Raw genomic sequence first — 19,193 nt, 5'->3', positions numbered from 1 at the left:
GAACCTTCCTTGTGTCGTTCGCTCTTGTCTTCGTTCACCGCTCACCGGCCGCCGAGCAGTCCGCTCGCCAGACCGATCACCACCGGCGCCACGCCCACCGCCAGGAAGGCCGGCAGGAAGCACAGCCCGACCGGGGCGGTGATCAGCACCTGCGCGCGCTGTGCCCGGGCCGACGCCTCACGGGCGCGGGCCGCCCGCAGGGCCTCGGCGTGACGGGCCACGGCCTCGGCCGCCGGTGCTCCCGAGGAGGCGGCCCGTTCCAGGCAGCGGGCCAGCGCGGCCGCTCCGGGTATCGCGCCGAACCTCCGCCACACCTCGGCCGGTTCGCCGCCGAGCCGCAGTTCCGCGGCCGTACGGATCAGCCGCTCCCCGACCGGCCCGCCCAGGGACCGCCCGACCGCCTCGGCCGACTCCTCCGGCCCGGCCCCGGCCGAGGCGCAGGCGGCCAGCAGATCCGCCGCGAGCGGCAGCTGACGCGCCGTCTCGCCCTCGCTCCCGCCACCCGGGCCCGTGTTCGGGGTCCGGCGCGCCTGCCACCGTCGGAGCGCCCAGGCGGCTCCGGCCCCCGCGAGGAGGCCGAGGAACCCGCCGAGCAGCACGTATCCGGCGAGTCCTGCCGCGCCCGGCACGCTCCAGGCACGCAGCCGGGCCGGAATCACCACCGGCGCGCGTCGCCTCGCGGACGTCGCCGGCTGCGGACCGAGCAGTTCGCCGACCCGCCGCCGCTCCCGACCTCTGCGGCGCCGGTCGGCCACCGTCATGATCGCGGCCGCGAGGGCGCACAGCACCGCGAGCAGCGTCGTCACGGCCGCTCACCGCCCCGGACGATCCGGGCCGCCCACCACAGTCCCAGGGCCTCCAGCACGCCGCCGGCCACCAGGCACCCCAGTCCTGCGGGCGTGTGGAGCAGCACCCACAGCGGGCGGGCGCCGAGCGCCGCGCCCAGCCCGAGCCCGGCCAACGGCAGGACGGCGAGGACGGCGACCGTCGCCCAGGCTCCGGCCAGTTGGGCCCGCAGCCGCTCCCGCTGCTCCTGCTGGGACCGCAGCGCGGCCTCCAGCCGGTCGAGGCCGGCGGCCAGACCCGCCCCGCCGTCGACGGCCACCTGCCAGCAGGCGGCCATCCCGGCCAGGCCGTCCGCTCCGTCCTGGCGGGCCGCCCGGCGCAGCGCCTCGGGCACGTCGCCCCCGAAGCGGGCAGCCGCGACGACCGCGGCCTCCCGGTCGCCGAGCGCGCCCGTCGTGCGGGCCGCGAACGCCAGCGCCTGCGCGGGCTGCCACCCGGCTCTCAGCTCTCCCGCCACCGTCCCGCACAAGGCCACCACTCCGTCGGCGCGCGCCTCCCGCTCCTTGCGCGCCCGGGCCGCCCGCAGTCTGCGCCCGACCAACGGCACGGCAAGCGCACCGGCGAGCAGGGGCAGCGGAGAGGCGCCCCAGAGCGCGAACACCGCCGACACCGGCAGACAGAGCCATTCGCGCTTTCCGCGCACCGACGCCCACCAGCGCCCGGCCGCCGCCGGACGAAGCACCCCCGGGCCGGCCGGCAGCGCCAGGACGGACCGCGCCCGGCGGATCGTCCTTTGCCGATCGGCCGTCCACCACAGCGCCAGCACCGCGCACAGGGCCGCCGCGCCCTGCGCGGGAAGGCCGGCCGCCACCGTCGTCGCCGTCACCGCTCTCCTCCGATCAGCGACCTCAGCCGCTCCCAGCCCCGCTCCCTTTCGAACTCGTCCGCCGTCCAGCGCAGCGCGGGCACGGTCACCACGAGCCCGTCCCGGTCCCGTTCGAGGACGTGCACCTCGGCGATCCGCCGGCGCCCCGACCGGTCCCGCACCAGGTGCAGCACCGCCGAGAGTCCGGCGCCCAACTGGCTGTGCAGGGCGGCCCGGTCGAGCCCCGCCGCCGTCCCCAGCGCCTCCAGCCGGGCGGGCACGTCCGCCGCGGTGTTGGCATGGACGGTGCCGCAGCCTCCTTCGTGGCCCGTATTAAGGGCGGCCAGCAGGTCGACGGCCTCGGGCCCGCGCACCTCGCCGACGACAAGACGGTCCGGCCGCATCCGCAGCGCCTGCCGCACCAGATCCCGCAGGGTCACGAGCCCGGCGCCCTCCTGGTTGGGCGGGCGTGCCTCCAGGCGCACCACATGCGGGTGGTCGGGGCGCAGTTCGGCCGAGTCCTCGGCGATCACGATCCGCTCCCGCGGGCCCACGAGTCCGAGAAGGGTGCTCAGCAGGGTCGTCTTGCCCGATCCGGTGCCGCCGCTGACGAGGAACGACACACGGGCCTCGACGAGCGCCCGCAGCACCGGCTCGCCGCCCGGCGGGACGGTGCCGGCTTCGGCCAGTTCGCCCACGGAGAAGGCCCTGGGCCGGACCACCCGCAGCGAGAGGCAGGTCGATCCGACGGCGACCGGCGGGAGCACGGCGTGCATCCGGGTGCCGTCCGGCAGCCGGGCGTCCACCCAGGGCCGGGCGTCGTCGAGCCGGCGTCCCGCCACGGCCGCGAGGCGCTGTGCCAGCCTCCGTACCGCTGCCGCGTCCGGGAAGGTGACGCCGGTCGCTTCGAGACCGGCGCCGCGGTCCACCCAGACCCGGTCGGGTGACGAGACGAGGACGTCGGTGACGAGTGGGTCGGCGAGCAGTGGTTCCAGCGGGCCGGTGCCGATCAGTTCGCAGCGCAACTCCTCGGCCGCACCGAGGACTTCGGTGTCGCCCAGCAGCCGGCCCTGGGCCCGCAGCGCCGCCGCGACCCGGGCCGGAGTCGGCTCGGCCCCGCTCTCGGCGAGCCGCTGGCGGACGGCTTCGAGCAGTCCCGCCCCGCTCATGCCGCACGCTCCGGGACGAGCACGCGCTCCCAGAAGGCGGTGCAGAACCGGGCCAGTGCGCCGCGGGCGTCGGCACCCGGCGGTCCGCCGTCTCCGCTGTCCGACATCCCGGGGTCGTAAGGGAGTTCGCCGACGAGTGGCAGCCGCAGGGCGTCGGCGATCCACCGTTCGTCGAGTCCGGGCGCGTACGGCCCGCGCACGACGGTGCGCAGGTCGCGCAGCACCGTGCCGACCGCGCCGGCCACCCGGTGGGCGGCGGCGACGGCCCGCAGCTCGCCGGGAACGAGCAGCAGCCCGAGGTCGAGCTGGGCGAGGGCCTCGGCAACCGTGTCGTCGAGCCGCCGCGGCAGGTCGACCACGACGACACCGTCGCGCCGGCGGGCGGCGGCGAGGACCGAACGCATCGCCTCGGGCGGCACGAGGACGGGATCGCCGCGGTCCCAGCTGAGCACGCGGAGGCCTCGCACCGAGGGCAGCGACTCCTCCAGCGCCGCGCCGGCCACTCGTCCCTTCGACGTGGCGAAGTCGGGCCAGCGGCGGCCTTCGGCGCGCTCGCCGCCGAGCAGTACGTCGAGTCCGCCGCCGAGCGGGTCGCCGTCGACGAGGAGGGTGCGCCGGCCGGCGCGGGCGGCGGCGAGCGCGAGCGCGCAGGCGAGGGTGGAGGCGCCGGCTCCGCCGCGCCCGCCGATGACGCCGACGGTCAGCGCCTGTCCTCGGCGGCCTTCGACCGCGTCGGCGATCAGGTCGACGAGCCGGCTCTCGGCGGCGGGCAGGACCAGGACCTCTTCCGCTCCGGTTTCGACGGCGCGCCGCCACACGCCGGGATCGTCGGGCTCCCGGCCGACCAGCAGCACGCCGGGCCTGCGGACGGCGACGCGGCAGCGGGCCGCCGCGTCGTCGCCGACGAGGACGAGCGGCGGATCGCTCCAGGCCGCCCGCCGTTCGGGCACGGTGTGGTGCACCTCGGGCTCGGCGCCCGCGGCGGCGCACAGCCGCAGCAGGTCGTCGAGGAGCACGAGATCCTCGGTGACGATCAGCGGCCGGGCCGGCCGCGCTCCTTCCGCCGTTCCGCCTCGCACCGGCGTTCCGGAAGCCTTCGGTCCTTCCACGGCACACACCCCTCACGTGATTCCTGCGGGCCGCGAACTTCGCGACCGGAATCACCGTGCAGCCGTCTCGGAAATCTTGTGGATCTTGGTGAAAAACTGTGGATAACCCGGCGCCTGTGAATAACTTCGCCACCCAATCAGGTACTGCCCGGAGAGCAGCCTGTCGACTACGCTGAGTGACGAAACGGGTGGCGCGCGGCCGCCCGTGCGACGCCCGTGCGCGGGCGGAGAGGAGAGGCGGAGATGGTGCAACCGCGGACCAAAACGGGTCCGGACATGCGACGACCCCCGCCGGGGGGGAGAGCGGGGGTCGTCTCTCCGGCCGACTCGGGGGGGGAGGAGCCGGTCCGGGTTAGCACGGTCGCGAACGATCCGTGACTTCCATGGTGTACCCGAGAGCCTTCTCAGGCAAACCCACGCGCCCCAGCGTACGCCGAATGGCGGGCACCTATGCTCGGGCTCGTGGAAAACCACTCGATGCCGCGCTCAGCCGCCTTCTTTGACCTGGACAAGACGGTCATTGCGAAGTCCTCGACGCTGACCTTCAGCAAGTCCTTCTACCGGGGCGGACTGATCAGTCGCCGTGCCGCACTGCGGACGGCGTACATCCAGTTCGTGTACCTGGTGGGCGGAGCCGATCACGACCAGATGGAGCGGATGCGCGAATATCTTTCCGCGCTCTGCAAAGGCTGGAACGTCGCGCAGGTCAAGGAACTCGTCGCGGAGACCCTGCACGATCTGATCGACCCGCTGATCTACGACGAGGCGGCCTCGCTCATCGAGGACCACCACGCCGCCGGCCGCGATGTCGTGATCGTCTCCACCTCCGGGGCCGAGGTGGTGGAGCCCATCGGCGAGATGCTCGGCGCCGACCGGGTGGTCGCCACCCGCATGGTGGTCGGCGAGGACGGCTGCTTCACCGGCGAGGTGGAGTACTACGCGTACGGACCGACCAAGGCCGAGGCGGTCCGCGAGCTGGCGGAGTCCGAGGGATACGACCTGTCCCGCTGCTACGCGTACAGCGACTCCGCCACGGACCTGCCGATGCTGGAGGCCGTGGGCCACCCGTACGCGGTGAACCCCGACCGGGCGCTGCGCCGCGAGGCGGTCGCCCGGGACTGGCCGGTCCTGGCCTTCGAGAAGCCGGTCCGGCTCAAGCAGCGGCTGCCGGAATTCCGTATGCCGCCGCGTCCGGCACTCGTCGCCGCGGCGGCCGTGGGAGCGGCGGCCGCGACCGCCGGACTCGTCTGGTACGCCAGCCGACGACGGCAGGCCGCGCAGTCCCGAGACGCTCTTGCCGATGCCTTTGCCCGGATTTGAGACGAAAGCAAAGAAGCGGAGTCAGCACTTTCGCTTCGATCGGGACAGGAGTAGAAAGGAATCAGGCCCGCGAGACCTGGGACATCCGAGAGGATCACCTGTTGAGCAAGAAGGCCCCACGGACCTAAGCACAGAAACCTGGCACCCACGCGACGTCGACCCTTCGATTAAGGGCCAGCCGCACCAGGCGACGGGCAAAGTTCCCCGCCTGATGGGCACATATCGAGGACGCTTGGTAACTGGGTAGACGTGCCAGCGGCGGTACCGAAGTCTGGTACCGCCGCAACCCATGTCAGGGCCCTCCGCCCGAGAGCGGCGAAGGCCTCCGAGGCGCTGGGCTCAGGCCGCGCCGCGCTGGAGCGCCTCACAGACGGCCGTCGACTCACGGACACCGAGCTCCACCGCGCGCCCGCAGTGCGCGATCCAGGCGGCCATGCCCTCCGGCGTGCCGGAGAGGTATCCGTCGAAGGCGGCCAGGTAGGCCGCGCGCCCCAGCTCCGCGTGGCCGACCTCGGCCGGGCAGATCGCCTTGGGGTCGAGGCCGCTGCCGACCAGCACGATCCGCTCCGCGGCCCGCGCGACCAGGCCGTTGCGCGAGGTGAAGGGCCGCAGCGCGAGCAGCTCGCCGTGCACGACGGCGGCCGTGACCAGGGCCGGTGCCTCGCCGCCCGCGATGATCAGCTCCGCGAGTCCGTCGAGCCGGCCCGCGACCTCCGCCGGATCCGGCAGCGGCGCCTCGATCAGAGGCTCGTCGACGGTCTCGCCCGCCTGCCGCGGCCGGCCCGTCGAGTCACGCGGCTCGCCCTCCGCGACCAGGTGCAGCCTCGCGAGCACCCGCAGCGGCGACTGGCGCCAGATGGAGAGCAGCTGCCCGCACTCCGCGCCCAGCCGCAGGGCCGCGCCGACCGTGCGCGCCTCCGGGTCCGCGCTGAAGTCGGTACGCCGGCGGACCTCTTCCAGGGCCCAGTCGGCACCCGCGAGGGCGGCGGAACCGCGCGCCCCGCGCAGCGCCGCCTCGGAGGTGATCTCGTTGCTGCGGCGGCGCATCACGCGGTGGCCGTAGACCCGGTCGACGGCCTTGCGTACGGAGTCCACCGATTCGGCGACGCCCGGGAGCGAGCCGAGGGCGGCCAGGGGGTCAGAGGCGTGCGTACTCATAAGTAGGGAGGCTACGCGTCCGGGGCCCGGGCCCCACCTTGGAGTGGTCTTCTTCACGCACCTTGACCACACGCCGCACACGTGCCACTACGCTAGGTGAACATGAAGATCGCTTTCGTGGGGAAGGGCGGCAGTGGGAAGACCACGCTGTCCTCGCTTTTCATCCGACACCTCGCCGCCGCCGGGGCTCCGGTCGTCGCGGTCGACGCCGACATCAACCAGCACCTCGGGGCGGCGTTGGGCCTCTCCGACGACGAGGCCGCGGCGCTGCCCGCGATGGGAGCGCACCTGCCGCTGATCAAGGAGTACCTGCGCGGCTCCAACCCGCGGATCGCCTCCGCGGACACCATGATCAAGACGACTCCGCCCGGGGAGGGCTCGCGGCTGCTGAGGGTCCGCGAGGACAACCCGGTCTACGACGCCTGCGCCCGTCCGGTGGCGGTCGACGACGGCCAGGTCCGGCTGATGGCCACCGGCCCGTTCACCGAGTCGGACCTCGGCGTGGCCTGCTACCACTCGAAGGTCGGCGCGGTCGAGCTGTGCCTGAACCACCTGGTGGACGGCCCGGACGAGTACGTCGTCGTCGACATGACCGCGGGCTCCGACTCGTTCGCGTCCGGCATGTTCACCCGCTTCGACATGACCTTCCTGGTCGCCGAGCCGACCCGCAAGGGCGTGTCCGTCTACCGCCAGTACAAGGAGTACGCGCGGGACTTCGGCGTCGCGCTGAAGGTCGTCGGCAACAAGGTGCAGGGCCCGGACGACGTGGACTTCCTGCGCGCCGAGGTCGGCGACGACCTCCTGGTGACGGTCGGCCACTCCGACTGGGTCCGCGCCATGGAGAAGGGCCGCCCGCCCCGCTTCGAGCTCCTGGAGGCCACCAACCGCACGGCCCTGCAGACCCTGCGGAACGCGGCCGACGACTCGTACGCGCACCGGGACTGGGAGCGCTACACACGCCAGATGGTCCACTTCCACCTGAGGAACGCGGAGAGCTGGGGCAACGCCAAGACCGGGGCCGACCTGGCAGCGCAGGTCGACCCCGGCTTCGTCCTCGACGAGCGCCTGGCGATGCCGCAGCCTTCGTGACAGAGGCTCAGCGCCCCGCAGCCGGCTTGGCCGGGGATGCCGGGGCGCCGGCCGGGGCGGCCGGCTGGGGGGACAGGAAGGCCTTCCAGCCGGCTGGCGGGGCCTCGCCGACCTTCAGGGTGCGGAGCTTGGCGACGACCTCCGGGTCCTGGGCGTCGAGCCAGTCGGCGAGCTGGCGGAAGGAGACGCACTTGACGTCCTTCTGGACGCAGACCGTGGCGATCGTCTCCTCGACGGCCCGCATGTAGGTGCCGCCGTTCCAGGACTCGAAGTGGTTGCCGATGATCAGCGGCGCGCGGTTGCCCCGGTACGAGCGCTCGAAGGCCTGCACCAGGCCGTCGCGCATCTGGTTGCCCCAGTACTCGTGCCGGGACGGGTCGCCCTGCGTCGTACCGGACTGGTTGACCAGGAAGTTGTAGTCCATGGACAGGGTCTGGAAGGCGCGGCCCGGGACCGGGACGAGCTGCATCGACAGGTCCCACAGGCCCTTGTCCTTCTTGGGCCAGATCTGGTCGTTGACGCCGCTGGTGTCGTAGCGGAAGCCCATCTGGGCCGCCGCCTTGACGAAGTTCTCCCGGCCCTCAAGGCACGGCGTGCGGGCGCCGACCAGTTCCTTGTCGTAGTCGAACGGAAGCGACTTCTCCGCCTTCAGCCCGGCGTTGGTCCGCCAGTTCTTGACGAAGGACTTGGCCTGGTTGATCTCGCTCTTCCACTCCTCGACCGACCAGGTGCCCACGCCCCCGTCCTTGCCGCAGAAGTGCCCGTTGAAGTGCGTGCCGATCTCGTTGCCCTCCTCCCACGCGCCGCGCAGCTCGCGCACGGTGTCGCGGATGCCCTGGACGTCGTTGAAGCCGATGTCCGAGCGGCCCGGGGAGTGCTGCGGGGGGTCGTACAGCTCGCGCTTCTCCTCCGGCAGGAGGTACACGCCGCTGAGGAAGTACGTCATCTTCGCGTCGTACTTCTTGCCGACCTTGCGGAAGTGGGAGAAGAGCTTCTGGCTGTCCTCTCCCGCGCCGTCCCAGGAGAACACCACGAACTGCGGCGGCGTCTGACCTGGCTTCAGGCGCTGCCAGGTGGGCTGGTGCGGCTGCGCGCCGGTGAAGGAGGTGGAGCCGTCGCCGATCAGGCGCACCGCGCTCCGCGGTGCCGCGGCCTGGCCCTTCTTCGCCGGGGCGCCGCCCTGCGCGCCCTTCGAGGTGGCGTCGCCGGAGTCCGAGCAGCCGGCGAGGCCGGTGGCGAGGGCAAGAGTGAGGGCACCGGCGGCGAGCGCTCTCCTCGGGGCTGTGGTCGTTCTTCCGGCGGCTGACATCCGCGCACCTTTCCTCGGATCCTCGGATTTCCGTACAAGCGGCGTCAAGGTCGCACCACAGCGCGCGGAGCGCGACAACGACAAGCGGCATGCACACGTTCTGTCACCGGATCCGGTGAATCATTGCCCTGTTTGCCCCGAAAATAATGCCGCAGTCTTTACTCTCCATTACTATCCATTTACCGAGCGTTGATCGGTGTCCCGCCGCTGCACCCCGCACGAGCCGCGACCGCGCTGCCCCGGAGGAGACGGGAACATGACCCTCTGCACCCCTGCCCGCACGCCCAACCGACCCCGCGTCCAGCGGCCCCACAGCCCGCCGGACGGCCCGGAAGGCCCTCGCCGCCGCTTCCGAGTGGCCGGCGCGGACGTCTCCGCGTCCGTCGCCGTCTTCCTGATCGCGCTGCCGCTCTCCCTCGGCATCGCCCTCGCCACCGGCGCCCCGCTCCAGGCCGGCCTGGTGGCCGCCGCCGTCGGCGGCATCGTCGCCGGCCGGCTCGGCGGCTCACCGCTCCAGGTCAGCGGACCTGCCGCCGGACTGACCGTGGTCACGGCCGAGTTGATCCAGCGCTACGGCTGGCGCACCACCTGCGCCATCACGGTCCTCGCGGGCCTCGCCCAACTCGGACTCGCCGCCCTGCGAGTGGCCCGCTCCGCACTCGTCGTCTCGCCCGCGATCGTCCACGGGATGCTCGCCGGCATCGGCGTCACGATCGCCCTCGCCCAACTGCACATCGTGCTCGGCGGCAGTCCTCAGAGCTCCACCGTCGACAACGCACTGGGGCTGCCCGCCCAGTTGGCGGACGCCTCCGCGGCCGCGCTGGTGGTCAGCGGCCTCACCATCGCCCTGCTGCTGCTCTGGCCGCGCCTGCCCGGCCGTACGGGACGGCTGCTGCGCACGGTGCCCGCCGCGCTCGCCGCGGTGGCCGCCGCCACCGCCGTCGCCGCACTCGCCGGACTCGGCGTGCCGCGGGTCGACCTGCCCTCGTGGAGCAGCCACGCGCTGCCCGGGCTCCCGGACGGGCCGGTCCTCGGGATCGCGGCCGGAGTGCTCACCATCACGCTGGTCACCAGCGTGCAGTCGCTGCTGTCCGCCGTCGCCGTCGACAAGCTGGTGGCGAAGCGCGCCGCCGACACCGGTTCCGGCAGCGCGCCCCGCTCCCGGCTCGACCGCGAACTCGCCGGCCAGGGCGCGGCCAACATGGTCTCCGGAGCGCTCGGCGGCCTGCCGGTGGCCGGAGTCGCGGTGCGCAGCGTCGCGAACGTCTCGGCCGGCGCCGTGAGCCGCAACTCCTCGATACTGCACGGCGTATGGATCGTGCTCGCGGCCCTCTTCCTGGTGCCGGTCCTCGACCTCATCCCGCTGTCCGCGCTGGCCGCGCTCGTCATGGTCGTCGGCATCCAGATGGTCAGCATCACCCACATCCGTACGGTCACCCGTCATCGTGAAGTGCTGGTGTACGTGGTGACGCTGGCCGGAGTGGTCTTCGTCGGAATCCTGGAGGGCGTGGGCCTGGGGATCGCGGTGGCGGTCGCCGTCGCGATGCAGCGCCTGGCCCGCACCCGGATCACCCGCGAGGAGCGGGACAGGCGCCAGGTGGTGCACATCCGCGGCCAGTTGACCTTCCTCGCCGTGCCGAGACTGAGCCGCGCCCTGCACCAGATCCCGGCCGGTTCCGACGTCGTGGTGGAGCTGGACGGCTCGTTCATGGACCACGCCGCCTACGAGACGCTGCACGACTGGCAGAACGCCCATCTGGCCCACGGAGGCGCGGTCGAAATGACCGGCCCGCACGGCGGCCGGATCGCCGAGCCGGCCGAGGCGCAGACCGGACCGGCCGCCGCCGCGGCGGACGACGCGCGCGCGGGCGTACGGGCGGGCGCGCACACCGGTGCGCACTCCTGCTGCCGGCCCTGGACTCCCTGGCGCAACCACCAGTGCGGCGAGCAGCTGCCCGCCGAGGAGGTCGCCGAGGACGAGGAGACGCGCGGCGCCACCGGGCACCGGCTGGTCAGCGGCATCGGCGCCTTCCAGCGGGACACGGCCCCGCTGGTCCGGGACGAGCTGGCACGGCTGGCCCGGGAAGGACAGCGTCCCTCGCAGCTCTTCCTGACCTGCGCCGACTCCCGTCTGGTCACGAGCATGATCACATCCAGCGGCCCGGGTGACCTGTTCACGGTGCGCAACGTCGGCAATCTGGTGCCTCTGCCGGGTGAGGAGAGCGGGGACGACTCGGTGGCGGCGGCGATCGAGTACGCGGTGGAGGTGCTGCGGGTCGAATCGATCACGGTCTGCGGCCACTCCGGCTGCGGCGCGATGCAGGCCCTGCTGAACAGCGGCCCCGAGGACGCGTCGGTCCCGGCGAGCCCGCTGCGGCGCTGGCTGCGGCACGGCCGGCCGAGTCTGGCGCGGATGGCGAGCCGCCGGCACGCCTGGGCGAGGATCTCGGGGCGGCTGCCCGCCGACGAGGTCGAGCAGCTGTGCCTGACCAACGTGGTGCAGCAGTTGGAGCACCTGCGGGCGTACGAGTCGGTGGCGCGGCGGCTCGCGGAGGGCACGCTGACGCTGCACGGGATGTACTTCCACGTGGGCGAGGCGCAGGCCTATCTGCTGGCCGGCACCGACGAGGTGCACAGCTACGACGACGTGTTCACGCGGGTGCCGCCGAGCATCGGTCCGGAGATCCGGCCGCTGGAGGTCGCCCGCGCGTCCTGAACCCTTCCTTCCGTTCGTCCGTGACAGTGTGTGGCCGCCCGTTCCTCTCCGCTCGGGGAGCGGGCGGCCGCCGCCGTACGCCCCTCACAGGTCTAAACCAATTTCCCGGAGGCTCTTGTCACCCGGGCATCGGCCTGATGAGCTATGACGCGGGACACACAGGCACGTAGGACGCCCTGGGAATGGGAGATGTCGTGAGCAACGAATCCTTGGCCAATCTGCTTCGCGAGGAGCGGCGGTTCGCGCCGCCCGCCGAGCTGGCCGCGCACGCCAACGTCACGGCGGAGGCGTACGAGCAGGCCAAGGCGGACAGGCTGGGTTTCTGGGCCGAACAGGCCAAGCGGCTCACCTGGGCCACCGCGCCGACCGAGACGCTCGACTGGTCGAACCCTCCGTTCGCCAAGTGGTTCGCCGACGGTGAGCTGAACGTCGCGTACAACTGCGTGGACCGGCACGTCGAGGCCGGCCACGGCGACCGGGTCGCCATCCACTTCGAGGGCGAGCCGGGCGACAGCCGGGCCATCACCTACGCCGAGCTCAAGGACGAGGTGTCCCGGGCCGCCAACGCCCTGACCGAGCTGGGCGTCCGCAAGGGCGACCGGGTGGCGGTCTATCTGCCGATGATCCCCGAGGCCGCGATCACGATGCTGGCCTGCGCCCGGATCGGCGCCGCCCACTCGGTCGTCTTCGGCGGCTTCTCGGCCGACGCGGTCGCCTCCCGCATCCAGGACGCCGACGCCAAGCTGGTCGTCACCGCCGACGGCGGCTACCGCCGCGGCAAGCCGTCCGCGCTCAAGCCCGCGATCGACGAGGCCGTGGCCCGCTGCCCGCAGGTCGAGCACGTCCTCGTGGTCCGCCGCACCGGCCAGGACATCGCCTTCACCGAGGGCCGCGACGTCTGGTGGGACGAGATCGTCTCCCGCCAGTCCGCCGAGCACACCCCGGAGGCCTTCGAGGCCGAGCACCCGCTCTTCATCCTCTACACCTCCGGCACGACCGGTAAGCCGAAGGGCATCCTGCACACCTCCGGCGGCTATCTCACCCAGGCCGCCTACACCCACCACGCCGTCTTCGACCTCAAGCCGGAGACCGACGTCTACTGGTGCACCGCCGACATCGGCTGGGTCACCGGCCACTCGTACATCGTCTACGGGCCGCTGGCCAACGGCGCGACCCAGGTCATGTACGAGGGCACGCCGGACACCCCGCACCAGGGCCGGTTCTGGGAGATCGTGCAGAAGTACGGCGTCACCATCCTCTACACGGCGCCGACCGCGATCCGCACGTTCATGAAGTGGGGCGACGACATCCCCGCCAAGTTCGACCTGTCGTCGCTGCGCGTCCTCGGCTCGGTCGGCGAGCCGATCAACCCCGAGGCCTGGATCTGGTACCGCGAGCACATCGGCGGCAACACGTGCCCGATCGTGGACACCTGGTGGCAGACCGAGACCGGCGCGATGATGATCTCGCCGCTGCCCGGAGTCACCGAGACCAAGCCCGGTTCCGCCCAGCGCCCGCTGCCGGGCATCTCCGCCACCGTCGTCGACGACGAGGCGAACGAGGTCCCGAACGGTGGCGGCGGCTACCTGGTCCTCACCGAGCCGTGGCCGTCGATGCTCCGCACCATCTGGGGCGACGACCAGCGCTTCATCGACACGTACTGGTCCCGCTTCGAGGGCAAGTACTTCGCCGGTGACGGCGCGAAGAAGGACGACGACGGCGACATCTGGCTGCTCGGCCGGGTCGACGACGTCATGCTCGTCTCGGGCCACAACATCTCCACCACCGAGGTCGAGTCCGCGCTCGTCTCCCACCCGTCGGTCGCCGAGGCGGCCGTCGTCGGTGCCGCCGACGAGACGACCGGCCAGGCCATCGTCGCCTTCGTGATCCTGCGCGGCACGGCCAGCGAGGACGAGGGTCTCGTCGCCGACCTGCGCAACCACGTCGGCGCGACCCTCGGTCCGATCGCCAAGCCGAAGCGCATCCTGCCGGTAGCCGAACTGCCCAAGACCCGGTCCGGCAAGATCATGCGCCGGCTGCTGCGGGACGTCGCCGAGAACCGCGAGCTGGGCGACGTCACCACGCTGACCGACTCGTCCGTCATGGACCTCATCCAGACGAAGCTGCCGGCCGCACCCAGCGAGGACTGAGCGCGCACCGAGCGCGGGCTGAGCGGCGAAAGCGCAGGTGGGCGCCCGTTCCGGGGTTCCGGGGCGGGCGCCTCCGCGTTGTCCACAGGTGGTTTTCCACAGGGCGTGCCCGAGGCCGCGAATCCACCTAAAGTGAAGATCACCGGACACCACCGAGGCATCTTTAGGTAAAGTAAGGATCGCGCGTCAGAAACGCGACAGGAAAACCTAGGTGCGCCGGGAAGTCTGGTCGGCATGTGCTCTGTGCTGCCCACCGACCGGAGGTTCTCACCGTGCCCGCGCCCGTACGCACCCCGACCACCACCCGCCGCAGGTTCCTCGGCCGTCTTTCGCTGCCCGAGCGCCGGTACGTCGCCGACGCGCTGCGCACCGAGACCGTCGGCGGAGTGCTGCTGCTGGTCGCCGCCGTCGCCGCGCTCGTCTGGGCCAACACGCCCGTCAAGGAGAGCTACGCGGCGATACGCGACTTCCACCTGGGGCCGGCCGCACTCGGGCTCGACCTGTCGATCCAGCACTGGGCCGCCGACGGGCTGCTCGCCGTCTTCTTCTTCGTCGCCGGCATCGAGCTCAAGCGCGAGCTCGTCGCGGGCGAGCTGCGCGAGCCCAAGGCCGCCGCGCTGCCCGTCATCGCCGCCCTGTGCGGCATGGCCGTGCCCGCCCTGGTCTACGCGCTGGTCAACACGGTCGGCGACGGCACGCTGGACGGCTGGGCGGTGCCCACCGCCACCGACATCGCCTTCGCGCTGGCCGTCCTCGCCGTGATCGGCACCTCGCTGCCCTCGGCGCTGCGGGCCTTCCTGCTCACCCTCGCCGTCGTCGACGACCTGTTCGCCATCCTGATCATCGCGATCTTCTTCACCAGCGACCTGAACTTCGCCGCCCTCGGCGGCGCCTTCGCCGGCCTCCTCGTCTTCTGGCTGCTGCTGCGCAAGGGCGTCCGCGGCTGGTACGTGTACGTGCCGCTCGCCCTGGTCATCTGGGGCCTGATGTACAACAGCGGCGTCCACGCCACCATCGCCGGCGTCGCCATGGGCCTGATGCTGCGCTGCACCACGCGCGAGGGCGAGGAGCACTCCCCCGGCGAGCACATCGAGCACCTGGTCCGCCCGCTCTCCGCGGGCCTCGCCGTGCCGCTGTTCGCGCTGTTCTCGGCCGGCGTCACGGTGTCCGGAAAGGCCATCAGCGACGTCTTCACGCAACCCGTCACCCTCGGCGTGGTGCTCGGACTCGTGGTCGGCAAGGCCGTCGGCATCTTCGGCGGCACCTGGCTCGCCGCCCGCTTCACGAGAGCGTCGCTCAACCCCGACCTGACCTGGCCGGACGTGTTCGCCGTCGCCTCGCTCGCCGGCATCGGCTTCACCGTCTCGCTGCTCATCGGTGAACTGGCCTTCGCGGGCGACGACGTGCTGACCGACGAGGTGAAGGCCGCCGTCCTCATCGGCTCGCTGACAGCCGCCGTGCTCGCCTCCGTCCTGCTGAAACTGCGGGTCCGCAGGTATCAGGCGCTGGTCGTCGAAGAGGAGCGGGACGAGGACCAGGACGGCATCCCCGACGTGTACGAGGAGCACAACCCGGAGTACCACCTGAGAATGGCCGAGATCTACGAGCGGAAGGCCGCCGAACATCGGGAACGGGCTCAACTGGCGGGGGCACCGCGCGACGAGGCCGACCGTCCGGCATGATCTGAGGTCAGACGAAAACGGAGAAGAGGGAGCAGCCATGAGCGACCCGTTCGACGGAACCGAGCGCAGCCTCGGCCAGCTGGTCGCCTCGGCGACAGCCGAGATGTCCGCACTGGTGCACGACGAGATCGCCCTGGCCAAGGCCGAGATCCGACAGGACGTGAAGCGCGGCGCGATCGGCGGCGGCGCGGCCACCGCCGCCGGTGTCGTGCTGCTGTTCTCCCTGCCGATGCTGAGCTTCGCGCTCGCCTACGGCATCAACACCTGGACCGGCGGGCACAACGGCGAGGGCGGCTGGAACCTCGCCTGGTGCTTCCTGCTGTCCTTCGCGGCGAACGTGCTGCTCGCGGGCCTGCTCGGGCTGTTCGCGGTGGCCAAGTTCAAGAAGGTCAAGAAGCCCGAGAGGACCATCGCCTCGGCCAAGCAGACCGCGGCGGTCATGCAGAACGTCAAGCCGCACCCGCGCCCGGTGGCCGACGCGGCCCCGCTCGCCCTGGAGAAGGCCGCGACTGTGGGACGCTCGTCTGCATGACCGTCCCTGAGAGCAGCAGCGCCAACGGCGGAAGCCCGGTCCGCATCGACGGACCGTGGACCCACCGCGACGTGGCGGCCAACGGTGCCCGCTTCCACATCGCCGAGATGGGCGACGGCCCGCTGGTGCTGCTGCTGCACGGCTTCCCGCAGTTCTGGTGGACCTGGCGCCACCAGCTGCCCGCGCTCGCCGAGGCCGGATTCCGCGCCGTGGCCATGGACCTGCGCGGCGTCGGCGGCAGCGACCGCACGCCGCGCGGTTACGACCCGGCCAACCTGGCCCTCGACATCACCGGCGTGGTCCGGTCGCTCGGCGAGCCGGACGCGGCGCTCGTCGGGCACGACCTCGGCGGCTACCTCGCCTGGACGGCGGCCGTGATGCGGCCCAAGCTGGTGCGCCGGCTCGTGGTCTCCTCGATGCCGCACCCGCGCCGCTGGCGCTCGGCGATGCTCTCCGACTTCGCGCAGACCCGCGCCGGTTCGTACGTGTGGGGCTTCCAGCGGCCGTGGCTGCCGGAGCGTCAGCTCGTGGCGGACGAGGCGGCCTTGGTGGGCCGGCTGATCGAGGACTGGTCCGGGCCGAACCCGCGCTCGGCCGCCGACGAGGAGGCCCTGGCGGTCTACCGGCGGGCGATGTGCATCCCGTCGACCGCGCACTGCTCGATCGAGCCGTACCGCTGGATGGTGCGCTCGCTGGCCCGCCCGGACGGCATCCAGTTCAACCGGCGCATGAAGCGGCCGGTGCGGGTGCCGACGCTGCATCTGCACGGTTCGCTCGACCCGGTGATGCGGACCCGCAGCGCGGCCGGCTCCGGGCAGTACGTGGAGGCGCCGTACCGCTGGCGGCTCTTCGACGGCCTGGGACACTTCCCGCACGAGGAGGACCCGGCCGCGTTCACCACGGAGCTCGTCAACTGGCTGCAGGATCCCGAGCCGGACCGCTGAGGCACAGGCGTCCTTCGAACTGCCATGTGCCTCGCGCATACGCCAATTGGCGGGCCCCGGGGCGGTTACCGACCTTGGGCCCCGGGCAGAGGTCCCGGTATGGGCTGGACGCACGACTACGGTGACACAGCACGCGACCGCCGCTCGATCGGCGGACCCGACGCCCCGGAGGGGGGCGGGGCGCAGGACCAGGGCCACCCGCATCCCGCGGGAGCCGTGGGGATCTCGCGCATCCTCCGCCGCCGGGCCCGCTGGGTGTCGGCCCGGCTGCGGCACACCCGTACGTAACGCTCCGGAACGCTCCGCGCCAGAGGCCCTCGCGAGCGAGGGCCTCTGGCGGGTGTCTCGCCGGTCATGCCGGGCTCGGCCCGATCGACAGAGCACTCCCTAGAGCGCGCAGCCCTGGCTGTCGACCTGCTGGTTGGCGGCGCGGCCCCGGGTGATGTCGTCCCGGATCTCGTCGACCGTCAGCGCGTAGCCGGTGTTCGCGTCGTCCAGGGAGCGGGCGAAGATCACGCCGTACACCTCGCCGTCCGCGGTGAGCAGCGGGCCGCCGGAGTTGCCCTGACGGACCGTCGCGTACAGCGAGTACACGTCCCTGCGCACCTCGCCGCGGTGGTAGATGTCGGGACCGTTGGCGGTGATCCGGCCGCGGACGCGCGCGGAGCGTACGTCGTAGGCGCCGTTCTCCGGGAAGCCGGCCACGATGGCGTTGTCGCCGCTGCGGGCGTCGTCGTCGGTGAACCGGAGCGGCGTGGCGTCCAGGTTCGGCACGTCGAGGACGGCGATGTCGCGCTTCCAGTCGTAGAGCACGACCTTGGCGTCGTAGAGCTTGCCCTGGCCGCCTATCTGCACGGTCGGCTCGTCGACTCCGCCGACGACATGGGCGTTGGTCATGACGCGGCGGTCGGCGAAGACGAAGCCGGTGCCTTCGAGGACCTTGCCGCAGCCGGGAGCCGTGCCGACGACCTTGACGATGGAGCGCTGGGCGCGGGCGGCGACCGGGCTGCCGGCGAGCGCCGGGTCGGGCGGCTGCACCTCGGTGATGGGCTCGTTGGCGAAGGGGCTGAAGACCTGCGGGAAGCCGTTCTGGGCGAGCGCGGAGGTGAAGTCGGCGAACCAGCTGGGCGCCTGATCCGGCATCACCCGGGAGACGCCGAGCAGCACCTTGGAGCTGCGGACCTCCTTGCCGAGCGTGGGCATCGCGGTGCCGGCGAGCGCGGAACCGATCAGCCAGGCCACCAGGAGCATGGCGACCACGTTGACCAGCGCGCCGCCGGTGGCGTCCAGGGCCCGCGCGGGCGTCCAGGTGATGTGCCGGCGCAGCTTGTTCCCCAGGTGGGTGGTGAAGGCCTGCCCGACCGAGGCGCAGACGATGACCACCATCACGAAGATCACTGTCGCCGTCGTCGTGACCTGGCTGTGGTCGGTCAGCTGGTTCCAGATGACCGGCAGCAGCAGGACGGCGACGAGACCGCCGCCGAGGAAGCCGATCACCGACAGGATGCCGACGACGAAGCCCTGGCGGTAACCGATGATCGCGAACCACACGGCGGCGAGCAGCAACAGGATGTCCAGCACGTTCACCGTCAATAGCCTCGCAGATTCGTCTTCGGTCGCCCCGGGGGCCAGCCTGTCATGCCCTCCAGTCGAGCGGGACCCGCTTGGACCGGTCCCAGGGGCGCTCCCAGCCCGCGTAGTGCAGGATCCGGTCGATCACGCCGGCCGTGAAACCCCAGACCAGCGCCGATTCGACGAGGAAGGCGGGGCCTTCGTGGCCAAGCGGGTGGACGGCCATGGCGCGGTTCTCGGGATCCGTGAGATCCGCCACGGGGACGGTGAAGACCCGGGCGGTCTCGGCGGGGTCCACGACGCCGACCGGGCTGGGGTCGCGCCACCAGCCGAGCACGGGCGTGACGACGAAGCCGCTGACCGGGATGTAGAGCTGGGGCAGCACGCCGAAGAGCTGGACGCCGGCCGGGTCGAGTCCGGTCTCCTCGCGGGCCTCGCGCAGCGCCGCGCGCAGCAGTCCGCCCTCGGCCGGGTCGCCGTCCTCGGGATCGAGGGAGCCGCCGGGGAAGGAGGGCTGCCCGGCGTGCGAGCGGAGGCTGCCGGAGCGCTCCATCAGCAGCAGCTCGGGGCCGCGCGGGCCCTCGCCGAAGAGAACGAGCACGGCGGACTGGCGCCCTCCGCCGTCCGCGGGCGGCAGGAAGCGGCTCAGCTGCTCGGGCGCGACCGTGCGGGCCGCGCTGTCGACCGGGGCCAGCCAGTCGGGCAGGCCCTCGCGGTCGAGCAGCCCGCCCGTCCCGTAGATCTCTTCACCAGTGCGCGTCATAGGCACCCCCGTGTTTCACAACGCGGTCG

Annotated in this window: 16 protein-coding genes; 8 read left to right on the top strand and 8 right to left on the bottom strand. The window is 72.4% G+C overall.

The features are described 5' to 3' along the window. Positions 1 to 41 precede the first annotated feature (41 nt). From ACIGO8_RS15640 to ssd, 4 genes are read right to left on the bottom strand one after another with little or no spacing between them, the layout of a single operon-like run. Entirely contained in the window at positions 42 to 761 is a 720-nt protein-coding gene (locus ACIGO8_RS15640; RefSeq protein ID WP_399730089.1) for a type II secretion system F family protein, read from the bottom strand. 41 nt (positions 762 to 802) lie between these two features. Further along, on the bottom strand, positions 803 to 1,672 hold the full coding sequence (locus tag ACIGO8_RS15635) for a type II secretion system F family protein (RefSeq protein ID WP_399729731.1): 870 nt from the start codon (positions 1,670 to 1,672) through the stop codon (positions 803 to 805). Further along, positions 1,669 to 2,820 carry a TadA family conjugal transfer-associated ATPase gene (locus ACIGO8_RS15630; RefSeq protein WP_399729728.1) on the bottom strand — a complete coding sequence of 384 codons (1,152 nt, stop codon included), beginning with the start codon at positions 2,818 to 2,820 and terminating at the stop codon, positions 1,669 to 1,671. Before ACIGO8_RS15630 ends, ACIGO8_RS15635 begins: the two co-directional genes overlap by 4 nt. Beyond that, positions 2,817 to 3,929, bottom strand: coding sequence for a septum site-determining protein Ssd (gene ssd, locus ACIGO8_RS15625; RefSeq protein ID WP_399729726.1), 1,113 nt, complete (start codon positions 3,927 to 3,929; stop codon positions 2,817 to 2,819). The genes ACIGO8_RS15630 and ssd overlap by 4 nt, the downstream gene beginning before the upstream one ends. A 450-nt stretch (positions 3,930 to 4,379) precedes the next feature. Here ssd and ACIGO8_RS15620 point away from each other — a divergent pair, with 450 nt between their 5' ends. Next, positions 4,380 to 5,249, top strand: a complete 870-nt coding sequence (locus ACIGO8_RS15620; RefSeq protein WP_399729723.1) for an HAD family hydrolase — start codon at positions 4,380 to 4,382, stop codon at positions 5,247 to 5,249. A gap of 339 nt (positions 5,250 to 5,588) precedes the next feature. Here ACIGO8_RS15620 and ACIGO8_RS15615 read toward each other — a convergent pair whose 3' ends face one another. Further along, a complete protein-coding gene (locus tag ACIGO8_RS15615) occupies positions 5,589 to 6,407 on the bottom strand; it encodes an oxidoreductase (RefSeq protein WP_399729721.1) in 819 nt (272 codons plus the stop codon). Positions 6,408 to 6,509: 102 nt separating this feature from the next. Here ACIGO8_RS15615 and ACIGO8_RS15610 point away from each other — a divergent pair, with 102 nt between their 5' ends. Then, the gene (locus ACIGO8_RS15610; RefSeq protein ID WP_399729718.1) at positions 6,510 to 7,496 is read left to right on the top strand and encodes an ATP-binding protein; all 987 of its coding nucleotides are present in this window, start codon (positions 6,510 to 6,512) and stop codon (positions 7,494 to 7,496) included. Positions 7,497 to 7,503: 7 nt separating this feature from the next. Here ACIGO8_RS15610 and ACIGO8_RS15605 read toward each other — a convergent pair whose 3' ends face one another. Next, positions 7,504 to 8,805, bottom strand: coding sequence for a hypothetical protein (locus ACIGO8_RS15605; RefSeq protein ID WP_399729715.1), 1,302 nt, complete (start codon positions 8,803 to 8,805; stop codon positions 7,504 to 7,506). Positions 8,806 to 9,061: 256 nt separating this feature from the next. Here ACIGO8_RS15605 and ACIGO8_RS15600 point away from each other — a divergent pair, with 256 nt between their 5' ends. The 6 genes from ACIGO8_RS15600 to ACIGO8_RS15575 all read left to right on the top strand — a co-directional run bounded on the left by ACIGO8_RS15600 (position 9,062) and on the right by ACIGO8_RS15575 (position 17,117). Beyond that, positions 9,062 to 11,521, top strand: coding sequence for a bifunctional SulP family inorganic anion transporter/carbonic anhydrase (locus ACIGO8_RS15600; protein WP_399729713.1), 2,460 nt, complete (start codon positions 9,062 to 9,064; stop codon positions 11,519 to 11,521). Between the two features lie 194 nt (positions 11,522 to 11,715). Beyond that, the gene (gene acs / locus ACIGO8_RS15595; RefSeq protein WP_399729710.1) at positions 11,716 to 13,671 is read left to right on the top strand and encodes an acetate--CoA ligase; all 1,956 of its coding nucleotides are present in this window, start codon (positions 11,716 to 11,718) and stop codon (positions 13,669 to 13,671) included. A 272-nt stretch (positions 13,672 to 13,943) separates the two neighbouring features. Beyond that, positions 13,944 to 15,353 (top strand): Na+/H+ antiporter NhaA, encoded by a 1,410-nt coding sequence (gene nhaA / locus ACIGO8_RS15590; RefSeq protein WP_399729707.1) that lies wholly within the window; start codon positions 13,944 to 13,946, stop codon positions 15,351 to 15,353. Positions 15,354 to 15,390: 37 nt separating this feature from the next. After that, entirely contained in the window at positions 15,391 to 15,885 is a 495-nt protein-coding gene (locus ACIGO8_RS15585; RefSeq protein WP_399729704.1) for a phage holin family protein, read from the top strand. Continuing rightward, on the top strand, positions 15,882 to 16,829 hold the full coding sequence (locus ACIGO8_RS15580; protein ID WP_399729701.1) for an alpha/beta fold hydrolase: 948 nt from the start codon (positions 15,882 to 15,884) through the stop codon (positions 16,827 to 16,829). The genes ACIGO8_RS15585 and ACIGO8_RS15580 overlap by 4 nt, the downstream gene beginning before the upstream one ends. 99 nt (positions 16,830 to 16,928) lie before the next feature. Beyond that, positions 16,929 to 17,117: a hypothetical protein gene (locus tag ACIGO8_RS15575; protein ID WP_399729698.1), complete on the top strand. Its 189-nt coding sequence runs from the start codon at positions 16,929 to 16,931 to the stop codon at positions 17,115 to 17,117. 99 nt (positions 17,118 to 17,216) lie between these two features. On the opposite strand, the gene ACIGO8_RS15570 is transcribed toward ACIGO8_RS15575, so the two are convergent. Both ACIGO8_RS15570 and ACIGO8_RS15565 read right to left on the bottom strand, forming a co-directional pair. Beyond that, positions 17,217 to 18,416 carry a MarP family serine protease gene (locus ACIGO8_RS15570; RefSeq protein ID WP_399729695.1) on the bottom strand — a complete coding sequence of 400 codons (1,200 nt, stop codon included), beginning with the start codon at positions 18,414 to 18,416 and terminating at the stop codon, positions 17,217 to 17,219. Between the two features lie 49 nt (positions 18,417 to 18,465). Further along, positions 18,466 to 19,164 (bottom strand): NUDIX hydrolase, encoded by a 699-nt coding sequence (locus ACIGO8_RS15565; RefSeq protein WP_399729692.1) that lies wholly within the window; start codon positions 19,162 to 19,164, stop codon positions 18,466 to 18,468. Between the last annotated feature and the right edge of the window lie 29 nt (positions 19,165 to 19,193).

It is taken from the genome of Streptomyces sp. NPDC053493 (assembly GCF_044544825.1).
GTDB lineage: Bacteria > Actinomycetota > Actinomycetes > Streptomycetales > Streptomycetaceae > Streptomyces.
The sequence above is the reverse complement of the archived record's forward strand: the minus strand, read 5'-3'. Positions and strand labels throughout refer to the sequence as shown.

What these genes read in the sequence shown, in the direction of transcription:
- ACIGO8_RS15640 (WP_399730089.1), bottom strand. Translation starts at nt 761, where the DNA reads ATGACGGTGGCCGACCGGCGCCGCAGAGGTCGGGAGCGGCGGCGGGTC.
- ACIGO8_RS15630 (WP_399729728.1), bottom strand. Translation starts at nt 2,820, where the DNA reads ATGAGCGGGGCGGGACTGCTCGAAGCCGTCCGCCAGCGGCTCGCCGAG.
- ACIGO8_RS15620 (WP_399729723.1), top strand. Translation starts at nt 4,380, where the DNA reads ATGCTCGGGCTCGTGGAAAACCACTCGATGCCGCGCTCAGCCGCCTTC.
- ACIGO8_RS15615 (WP_399729721.1), bottom strand. Translation starts at nt 6,407, where the DNA reads ATGAGTACGCACGCCTCTGACCCCCTGGCCGCCCTCGGCTCGCTCCCG.
- ACIGO8_RS15610 (WP_399729718.1), top strand. Translation starts at nt 6,510, where the DNA reads ATGAAGATCGCTTTCGTGGGGAAGGGCGGCAGTGGGAAGACCACGCTG.
- ACIGO8_RS15605 (WP_399729715.1), bottom strand. Translation starts at nt 8,805, where the DNA reads ATGTCAGCCGCCGGAAGAACGACCACAGCCCCGAGGAGAGCGCTCGCC.
- ACIGO8_RS15600 (WP_399729713.1), top strand. Translation starts at nt 9,062, where the DNA reads ATGACCCTCTGCACCCCTGCCCGCACGCCCAACCGACCCCGCGTCCAG.
- ACIGO8_RS15585 (WP_399729704.1), top strand. Translation starts at nt 15,391, where the DNA reads ATGAGCGACCCGTTCGACGGAACCGAGCGCAGCCTCGGCCAGCTGGTC.
- ACIGO8_RS15580 (WP_399729701.1), top strand. Translation starts at nt 15,882, where the DNA reads ATGACCGTCCCTGAGAGCAGCAGCGCCAACGGCGGAAGCCCGGTCCGC.
- ACIGO8_RS15575 (WP_399729698.1), top strand. Translation starts at nt 16,929, where the DNA reads ATGGGCTGGACGCACGACTACGGTGACACAGCACGCGACCGCCGCTCG.
- ACIGO8_RS15565 (WP_399729692.1), bottom strand. Translation starts at nt 19,164, where the DNA reads ATGACGCGCACTGGTGAAGAGATCTACGGGACGGGCGGGCTGCTCGAC.